8 protein-coding genes and 2 tRNA genes are annotated in these 9377 nt (G+C 53.4%); 6 read left to right on the forward strand and 4 right to left on the reverse strand.

Going from position 1 to position 9377, the window contains the following annotated elements:
• The first annotated feature begins 28 nt into the window (after window positions 1–28).
• From Q0X57_RS06205 to Q0X57_RS06230, 6 genes are all read left to right on the forward strand, one after another.
• A complete protein-coding gene (locus Q0X57_RS06205) occupies window positions 29–1273 on the forward strand; it encodes a DUF1015 domain-containing protein (protein ID WP_297729099.1) in 1245 nt (414 codons plus the stop codon).
• A 736-nt stretch (window positions 1274–2009) separates the two neighbouring features.
• Window positions 2010–4001: a DUF349 domain-containing protein gene (locus Q0X57_RS06210; protein ID WP_297729102.1), complete on the forward strand. Its 1992-nt coding sequence runs from the start codon at window positions 2010–2012 to the stop codon at window positions 3999–4001.
• A gap of 180 nt (window positions 4002–4181) precedes the next feature.
• Window positions 4182–5297 (forward strand): endolytic transglycosylase MltG, encoded by a 1116-nt coding sequence (gene mltG / locus Q0X57_RS06215; RefSeq protein ID WP_297729105.1) that lies wholly within the window; start codon window positions 4182–4184, stop codon window positions 5295–5297.
• Window positions 5298–5309: 12 nt separating this feature from the next.
• Window positions 5310–6062, forward strand: coding sequence for a tRNA threonylcarbamoyladenosine dehydratase (locus Q0X57_RS06220; protein ID WP_297729108.1), 753 nt, complete (start codon window positions 5310–5312; stop codon window positions 6060–6062).
• A 14-nt stretch (window positions 6063–6076) separates the two neighbouring features.
• A complete protein-coding gene (locus tag Q0X57_RS06225) occupies window positions 6077–6766 on the forward strand; it encodes an ABC transporter ATP-binding protein (RefSeq protein ID WP_297729111.1) in 690 nt (229 codons plus the stop codon).
• A complete protein-coding gene (locus Q0X57_RS06230) occupies window positions 6763–7491 on the forward strand; it encodes a helix-hairpin-helix domain-containing protein (RefSeq protein WP_297729114.1) in 729 nt (242 codons plus the stop codon). Before Q0X57_RS06225 ends, Q0X57_RS06230 begins: the two co-directional genes overlap by 4 nt.
• A 9-nt stretch (window positions 7492–7500) precedes the next feature.
• On the opposite strand, the gene Q0X57_RS06235 is transcribed toward Q0X57_RS06230, so the two are convergent.
• The 4 genes from Q0X57_RS06235 to Q0X57_RS06250 all read right to left on the reverse strand — a co-directional run bounded on the left by Q0X57_RS06235 (window position 7501) and on the right by Q0X57_RS06250 (window position 9377).
• A complete protein-coding gene (locus Q0X57_RS06235) occupies window positions 7501–8205 on the reverse strand; it encodes a phosphatase PAP2 family protein (protein ID WP_297729117.1) in 705 nt (234 codons plus the stop codon).
• A 32-nt stretch (window positions 8206–8237) separates the two neighbouring features.
• A complete protein-coding gene (locus Q0X57_RS06240) occupies window positions 8238–9077 on the reverse strand; it encodes a tetratricopeptide repeat protein (protein ID WP_297729120.1) in 840 nt (279 codons plus the stop codon).
• A 100-nt stretch (window positions 9078–9177) separates the two neighbouring features.
• Window positions 9178–9250, reverse strand: a tRNA-Gly gene (locus tag Q0X57_RS06245).
• A gap of 44 nt (window positions 9251–9294) precedes the next feature.
• A tRNA-Tyr gene (locus Q0X57_RS06250) sits at window positions 9295–9377 on the reverse strand.

The raw sequence follows: 9377 nt of genomic DNA on the forward strand, positions 1-9377 counted from the left end.
CTCACCACACACTCAAAGACTCTTTATTATGGCTATAATCAAACCATTCAAAGGATACAGACCACCTCAAAACCTTGTTGAGAAGGTCAACTCTCGTCCCTACGACGTGCTAAACTCTGACGAGGCTCGCAAGGAGGCTGAGGGCAACCCTATGTCTCTCTACCACATTATCAAGCCAGAGATCAACTTCCCCGCAGGCACCGACGAGCACGATCCCAAAGTCTACGACGAGGCTGTCAAGCAGTATCAGCACTTCAAGAAGGAGGGCTGGCTCGTACAGGACGACAAGGAGTGCTACTACGTCTATGCTCAGACGATGAACGGCAAGACACAGTATGGTCTCGTCATCGGCGCTTACGTCGAGGACTACCTCAACGGTGTCATCAAGAAGCACGAGCTCACACGTCGTGACAAGGAGGAGGATCGTATGAAGCACGTACGCATCAACAATGCGAACATCGAGCCGGTCTTCTTCGCTTACCCTGACAATGCGGAGCTAGACAAGATCGTCGCTAAGTACACGGCTCAGAAGCCTGTCTACGACTTTGTTGCCAATGATACCTTCCAGCATCAGTTCTGGATCATCGACCAGGATCAGGATATCAAGCGTATCACCGAGCTATTTGGTCAGATGCCCGCGCTCTACATCGCTGACGGTCACCACCGTAGTGCTGCTGCAGCGCTCGTAGGTGCTGAGAAGGCTAAGCAAAACCCCAATCACCGTGGTGATGAGGAGTACAACTACTTTATGGCTGTAGCCTTCCCCGCTAACCAGCTCACCGTCATCGACTACAACCGTGTCGTCAAGGACCTCAACGGGCTCACCAGCGAGGAGTTCCTCAAGAAGCTCGAGAAGGACTTCGTCGTCGAGAAGAAGGGCACAGAGATCTACAAGCCCGCTAAGCTACACAACTTCTCGCTCTACCTCGATGGTAACTGGTACTCGCTCACCGCTAAGCCAGGCACATACGATGACAGCGATCCTATCGGCATCCTAGACGTCACCATCTCGTCGAATCACATCCTCGATGAGATCCTCGGCATCAAGGATCTACGTAGTGACAAGCGCATCGACTTCGTCGGTGGTATCCGCGGTCTCGGCGAGCTCAAGAAGCGTGTCGACTCAGGCGAGATGAAGGTCGCTCTAGCTCTCTACCCCGTCACGATGAAGCAGATCATGGACATCGCTGACACGGGCAACATCATGCCACCTAAGACCACCTGGTTCGAGCCCAAGCTCCGCTCTGGTATCGTCATCCACGAGCTCAGCTAGTCCAGAAGTTTATATTCTACAATAGTAGTCATAGTAAGGCGATCTAATTACGATTAGGTCGCCTTTCTATTTGCTCGTTTGATATTATTGGACTTCGTGTCCTATTGAGACTGTTGCAAAAGTCAACAGTCTCATTATGCAGGATGAGGGCATCCATGTCTCTATTCTAGGAAATCAAATGATTCCTCCGTGGAGATTTGGGATTATCCTGCGAGGAACGGACAAATTCTTCCGAACTTTCATTTCATTCTTCCGAACTTTCATTTCATTCTTCCGAAGTTTCATTTCGCCCCTCGGTGGAGAATTTTCGTTTCCTCGGGAGCTATTGAGTAAAATCTTCGGGAGAGATTGGTATCGGCAATGACTTAGGAAGAGTCTGTAGCGCTACTCGGCGAGAATCCATCCATATATCCCTTAATTATCGTCATACGTAGTGCCTAGAATACAGGGGGGATAAGCCTTAGCCACTTCTACTATTGGGAGGACACGCTCCAATCCCCAAGAATTAGTTATCTTTGCAATCAGAGTAACGAAGCGCTGACACAGTGCTACGTTTTATAAACCACCGCTACAGCCTCGTGACTCTACCCTGTAGCGAGACGAGCCCAGTGGCTGACTCACGGAGAGCGCCCAGCCGTCCACTACACCGACCGAATAGCATACAAGGAGCTTGCACCCTGCAGTGGGGCACGCCGAGACTCCTTGACATTAGTAACACATCTAGAATCATCTCGATATGAATCTTATCCCACAAGAAGAGAACATCAATCAGAGCTCCGCTCTCGACCAGACGACTAACACAGCATCGACGCAAGAAGCGATGACCACTCCAGAGACAGCCCCATCACCTGAGACGCTGGCGCAGGCGCCTCTAGAGGAGCCCGTAGCGGAGGCTGTAACGACTGAGGATTCAGCCGAGAAGATTCCAGCCCCCACTGAAGAGCTAACCGAGGAGGAGCGTCAGTATCAGGAGCTGCTCAACAAGAGCGATGCAGACATTGCCAAGATGAGCTGCTCACAGATCACCGACGATGTGGTACTCCTCTTGCAGAGTGGCGAGCTACCTCCACGCTCCATCATTGATCGCTACAAGAGCGTCTTCTACAGCAAGATGAATAGTTATCTCAACACCGTCTCAGAGGAAAACGCTAAGCTCCGTGCCGATGCTGAGGCACAGGAGATAAGGCTCAAGGAGCTCCTCAATGACTTTAAGGAGCGCAATCGCAAGCGCCAGGAGGAGATTGCCGAGGAGCAGAAGGCTAATCTAGAGGTAAAGCGTGAACTCCTAGATCGTCTGCGCAAGCTACTCACATCGAGTGAGAGCTTTAGCGTCATCAGCAAGGAGTATCGTGAGATTACCGATAGCTGGCGCAATGCGGGAGCCGTGCCTCCTGGGGATATGCGCCAGACACAGGGCGAGTTTGAGCATCTGAGAGAGCAGTTTTACGATCTGCAGCAGATCAACAACGAGTTCCGTGACTACGACTTCAAGAAGAACCTTGAGGCCAAGGAGGCGATCATACAGCGTGCCAAGGAGCTGGCTGAGTCTACAGATGTTACACAAGCAGCTCGCGAGCTACAAGACTTACACCACCGCTGGCGTGACGTGGGACCTGTGGCTAAGGAGCTTCGCAAGGATCTGTGGAAGCAGTTTCAGGAGCTTTCGGCACAGATCAACTTCAACAACCAGGAGTATCGCAACCAGCAGCGCACGCAGGAAGGCGAAAACGAGACTATCAAGCGGGGTATCATCACGCAGATAGAGGCTATCAATCCGAACGAGATCAATACCTTCAAGGATTGGCGCACCTTCACTGACCAGATCAAGGAGCTACAAGCTCAGTGGCGCAAGACGGGTCGCGTGCCTCGTGCCGTCAGCGAGGAGCTATACCTCCACTTCAGGACAGCTTGCGACATATTCTTTGACAAGCGCAAGGAGTTCATGCGTGATCGCAACAAGCTCATCAGTGAGCAGGGCGACCGCAAGCGTGCTATCATCGAGGAGATCGAGCAAATCGTCGCAGAGGAGCGCTGGCCCGAGGGGCATAGTCGCATACAAGAGCTACAGACGGAGTGGAACGAATTGATTCACACCAACAAGCACCAGGCTCTCTTCAAGCGCTTCCGTGAAGCTTGCGACACCTATTATACGCACCACAAAGCGCTCTTCCAGGCGCAACGTGAGGAGAGCAAGGAGTCGGTGGCTACGGCTAAGCAGCTCCTAGCTCGTGCTCATGAACTGGCTGCTATTGAGGCTCCGACCGATGCTGATCGTGAGGAGGCGGTGACCTTACAGAGAGACTTTAACCAGCTGGGCTATATGCCTCGCAAAATGCGCCGTAAGCTACAGGACGAGCTGAAGGAGCAGATGGATGCTTTCTTCAACAAGCTGAGAGCTAGCGACAGACCTCGTGGCGACAGACGTGGCAATCGCAACAATAATCGGCGCAACTTCGGTCCCGCTAGTCCTTACGGTGAGGAGTACGACAAGATACTCCGCAGGAAGGAGCAGCTGGAGAGCGACCTGCAGACCTATAGCAATAACAAGGAGCGCTTGAGTGTGACCAGCAGTGCGGGAGAGAATCTGCTCAAGATGCTTGAGGAGCGTTGTGATGCGATGCAACAAGAGATCAATGAGCTAGACCTCAAGCTACGCGATATACATAAGGAGCAGAGAGCTCTGCAGGAAGGCGACGCTCCCGAGGCCGCACAGCCAGAGGAGAAGTAAACTGCTCAGCACAGCCTTTTATGCTTAGGCATCCAGCATCTAGGAGAGCCGACTCTCCTACGCTATGACTCAAGAAAGTACCCACAAGAGACTACCCCACTCCGCCATTAGCGAGTGCGTCCTCCCTTGTGGGTACTGCTTTACTAGCATCCGTTTTTACTAACTGAATAGCTCTCATCTATGTCACGAAGTCGCAAATCTAAGTCTAGACAATGGCGTCCCTCATACTTCAACGATACTTCACGTCGTAATCATCGCAATAGGTCGCCTAAACGTACTGGTGGTAAACTTGCTCTTTGGATCCTGATCGTCATACTACTCTTACTCTCATGGGCTGCCTACCTACTACTACGCCCCGCTGGTAGCTCCAGTCAACAGGAGTACTATGCCTACGTCACGGACACGACTAGTGGCGAGGCACTGATGACCTCCATAGCTCAGGAACTAGAGGTCAAGAACCCCGCCCTCCTTCGTAGCGTGGCTCGCGTCATACGTCTAGACAGCAAGCTACGCCCAGGACGCTACCATCTGACGCCAAAGATGAGCATTCTCTCTATTTGCAAGAAGATAGCCTACGAAGCACAAGACCCCGTCAAGCTTGCCTTCTCCTCTATTCGTACTCAAGAGGAGCTGATCGACAAGCTGACAGCACCGCTGGCGATGACCTCCGAGGAGCTACGCACGCTATTGCGAGACTCGGTCTACTGCGATTCGCTAGGGTTTACGACGGAGACCGTGCGCTGTATATTCCTCCCCGACACCCACGAGGTCTACTGGACGACTACGCCCAGGGAGCTCCTGCACAAGTATGAGCAGAGCTACCACAAGTTCTGGGACAAGCAGCGCACCGCACTGGCTCAGGAGATGGGACTCACGCCTGTGGAGGTGTCAATCATAGCATCAATAGTCGAGGAGGAGTCTAGCAAGACGGACGAGTATGGCGACATTGCGGGGCTTTACATCAATCGCCTACACAAGGGGATGCCACTACAGGCGGACCCAACGCTTAAGTTTGCCTCGGGCAACTTCACGGCTCAGCGTATCGGAGGCGAACTGCTTAAGATTGACTCGCCCTACAACACCTACAGATACAAAGGGCTCCCCCCTGGTCCTATACGCTATCCGCAGATGACCACGATAGATGCCGTACTGCACCGTAAGCCGCATGACTACCTATATATGTGTGCTCGGGCGGACTTCTCGGGGTATCACGCTTTTGCCACTACCTATGCGGAGCATATGCGCAATGCGAAAGCTTATCAGAAAGCTCTAGACGAGCGAGGCATTACGGAGTAGCTAGACGATACGATGACACCTATGGACGGCATACCGCACTGGCTGGAGCGTACGGAGCTACTCCTCGGGAGCGAGACGCTACAGCGCCTTGCCGATAAGCATATCCTCGTCGTGGGGCTCGGCGGTGTGGGGAGCAAGGCGTGCGAACTCTTGGCGCGCTCTGGTATCGGTCGCTTTACGCTCGTAGACCACGACAAGGTCGATGAGACGAATATCAACCGTCAGGTGATAGCCTTTAGAGATACCATAGGTCGTCCTAAGGTAGAGGTGGTGGAGGAACTACTGCATCGGATCAATCCGGACATAGCGGTGGAGGCGCACGCCGCCTATCTCTCGGGCGACAACATCCCCACGCTCCTCTCGGCACATCACTACGACTATATCCTAGACTGCATCGACACGCTCACGCCTAAGTGCGAACTCATCCTCACTGCGCATCAGCTAGGCATCCCAATCATCAGCGCTATGGGCGCAGGAGCTAAGCTAGATCCGCAGCGGGTCTCGGTAGCGCCGATGAGCAAGACGCATATCTGCGCCTTGGCTCGCTTCGTGCGCAAGCGACTTCGCCAGCTAGAGGCGCCTCGATCTGTCTTTGACACGCCATGTGTCTATAGTAGCGAGCCTTCGCATGAGGAGGCTATACGTGCCCTTCCTCACGGTGATCAGAACAAGCGGAGCATCGTAGGGACAATCTCCTACATGCCTCAGCTCTTCGGCATTAACATGGCAGCCTACGTACTACAAGACCTCTCTACTCCTAAGTAAAAACGACTAAGCTTATGCCCACGCCTCTCGTCACTCTAGACTCTATCTGCAAGTCCTTTGGCTCTCTGCAAATACTCAAAGAGATAACCCTCTCGATACATCAAAGCGAGATAACCTCTATCGTCGGGCCTAGCGGTGCGGGCAAGACGACGCTCCTGCAGATCATCGGCACGCTACTCAAGCCGGACAAGGGGCAACTGCTCATCAACGGGGTTGATCCTTTTACCCTCTCGGCTCAGAAGCAGGCGCACTTTCGCAATAGTCAGATAGGCTTCGTCTTTCAGTTTCACCAGTTGCTACCTGAGTTCACGGCAGTAGAGAATGTTGCCATCCCCGCTATGATCGCTGGCATGAGCAAGCGCCAAGCACTCAGCGAAGCGGAGCAGATACTGACCCAGCTCGGGCTAGCCGATCGTCTGAAGCACCGTCCGGCACAGCTCTCGGGAGGTGAGAAACAGCGCACAGCCGTGGCGCGTGCACTGATCAATCGCCCCACGCTCATCCTAGCCGACGAACCCTCTGGGAGCCTTGACACACAACGCAAGGAGGAGCTCATCGAGCTGTTCTTTGAGCTACGATACCAGCTCGGACAGACCTTCCTGATCGTGACGCACGACGAAGACTTTGCGCAACGAGCCGACCGCGCCATCTCACTACAAGATGGACGCATCATAGCCGACACCGCAACCTCGGAAGAGTTATGAGTAGCTTCAAGAGAGGACGCATAGAGACTTGGGTGCTGATAGCCGTCAGCCTCATCATACTCTCGGCCATCGGCAAGGTGCTTTGGGACAATAATTACAATGCGCAGCCACTTGCATCACTGGCGGGGCAGACTATGAGTGAGCAAATGGGCGCTCTTCCCACGGACTCCACACAAAGACGAGCTGGCGGGACCTACGCACCGCCTATACAGCCTAATAAGTCCTACAAAGAAGGGGGCAACTCCTCGCAAGGTGTCGAGCTGTCGGCCGATTACGTGGGAGCGCCTGACAGACCGCAGTACACTTCACAGCCGAAGCTCCGAGAGGGACAGCGCATAGACCTCAATAGTGCTGACACATTGGCACTCCAACAAGTTCCCGGTATCGGTCCCAGCTTTGCCAGGCGCATCGCTAGGTATCGTGACCAGCTAGGTGGTTACTACACCGTGCTACAGCTACAAGAGGTTTTCGGCATGGAGCCAGATAGGTACCAGCGTATCAAGCCCTTCTTCTATATCGGGGTGAAGAACTACAGTACTGCCTTCCAGTCCCTACGTAGCGACAGCATCCCCGCTCATCCCTACCTTAATTACCGTCAGCAAATGGCTCTAGCACGGAGCATTCGTAAGAACGGGACCATAGATTCGTGGCACCGCATCATGAGTCTTGAGGAGTTCAATCGGGATGACAGCGTACGCCTCTCCCACTACTTTCACTTCAAGTGAGCGCATAGCCTACCAGCCCGCCTGCCCTTTCATCACGCCCATCAGCTCTCCAGCGAAAGCAAAGAGGAAGAGTATGTAGACGCAAAGGAATGCGGTCAAATATCCGATTGTCGAGGCGCAGAGACGGCTTTGAGGTGCCGAGGGGTGCACGTTGTAGAGCTTGACACGTAGCCAGCGGTAGAGCAGATAGACTAAGTATCCCAGCAGTAGTCCTAGACAGGCTCCTGGCACCACGTCCGTGATGAAGTGAACGCCTAGATAGATGCGACTATACGCAGTAGTCAAGGCTAGTGCAAAGACGACAAGCGTGTACCAGCGATTGCGAAAAGCCAGTGAGGTAAACATCGCCAGCGCCATAAAGTTGGTCGCATGCCCTGAGATGAAGCCATACCCCCACGCTTTGTAGCCATAGACCGACTGCACTAAGTCTGCCGTCAGAGGATGGTAAGAGGGTCGTAACCGCTCAAAGTAAGGCTTGATCAAGCCACTAGAGAGCTGGTCGGCCACTGTAATCAGGAGCGCCAGCATAACCACGAGGAGGATAGACTCGCGGAGAGGCTTCTTGGCAAAAAGGAAGACAACCAGTCCGAAAGCAACAGCAATCCACGGCCAGCGTGAAGAGATGAGGTACATAAAGGCATCCCAGTAAGGGGTGTGGGTCGCGTTGAGCGTGAGAAAGAGCGAGCGCTCCCAGAGAGCTAATTGTTCGACCATATCTTCGTTACGTTGACTTCCGAGTGAGATGATTATTGATTGACAGCGACAGGCTCTACATTAGCTTTAGGCAGCCACCCCTCTGTCCCATCAGGTAGTACGACATGCAGATAGGAGCCACCCTCGGCTGTAGATGCGATGCATAGCTCGGCACCATCGTACAGCTCCGTCACTGGCTCAGCCACTGCGGGGTCATCCTCTAGAGCATATAGCGGAGCCTTGACACTGCACACGACAGCTACGTCCGTCTGCTTATCATAGTGACGACGATGTAGTATCATCAGTAAGGTACAGCCCCACAAGAGTAGCAGAATAAGCATCGCATAGAAAGATGTTCGTCGCACCCCCCTTGAGCGTCCCAAGAAGAAAGCCAAGCAAGTGACAACTGCCCCCACAAAAAGGACAATAGATATAACCAGCCAACCACTCATAGGAAGTGCATAAGCACAGGAATCTGCCCAGCGCCGTACGATCGGGTACTCCATAGAGGGCATATTCATCCTCGCCTCCGCGGCTAGGCGCAGATTGTGTCGTGCTTCCTTATAGTCTGGCGTCAGCAGTAGCGCCTTGCGATAGCTCACGATAGCCCATCCCCGCTGCTCCGTCTGGCTATAAGCGACACCTGCACGGTAGTAGCAAAGGCTCTGCAGACTTTCTCTCCCTGAGCACTCCTCGGCTGTACGGTCGTACATCTTAGCAGCTTGCTCATAGCGTCCCGCCTTGTAGAGCGTGTCCGCCTCTACAAAGGTCTGCGGTAGTTGCTCCGTATCCGAGAGGTCTGCACGACCACAAGAGCATAAGAGGAGACACCCCACAAGAAGCGTCGCCAAGACACTGCACACGCACTTACCGTCTCTATTTAGTATCATCATATATTTAACTCACTTTCCCTACATTGGCTCAGGACAGGCTCTCCTGATACAAAAAAAGAGCGGCAACTCGTACCGCTCTATCAATCATTTACTCATTTTGAGCGGAAGACGGGGCTCAAACCCGCGACCCTCAGCTTGGAAGGCTGATGCTCTATCAACTGAGCTACTTCCGCATAGACACGACCTCATCAGTCGTCCGAAGGCTGTGACTACATCGTGGGCAGTGATGGATTCGAACCACCGTAGGCTTACGCCAGCTGAGTTACAGTCAGCCCCATTTGGCCACTCTGGTAACTGCCC

The sequence above is a fragment of the uncultured Porphyromonas sp. genome (assembly GCF_947254915.1).
GTDB lineage: Bacteria > Bacteroidota > Bacteroidia > Bacteroidales > Porphyromonadaceae > Porphyromonas.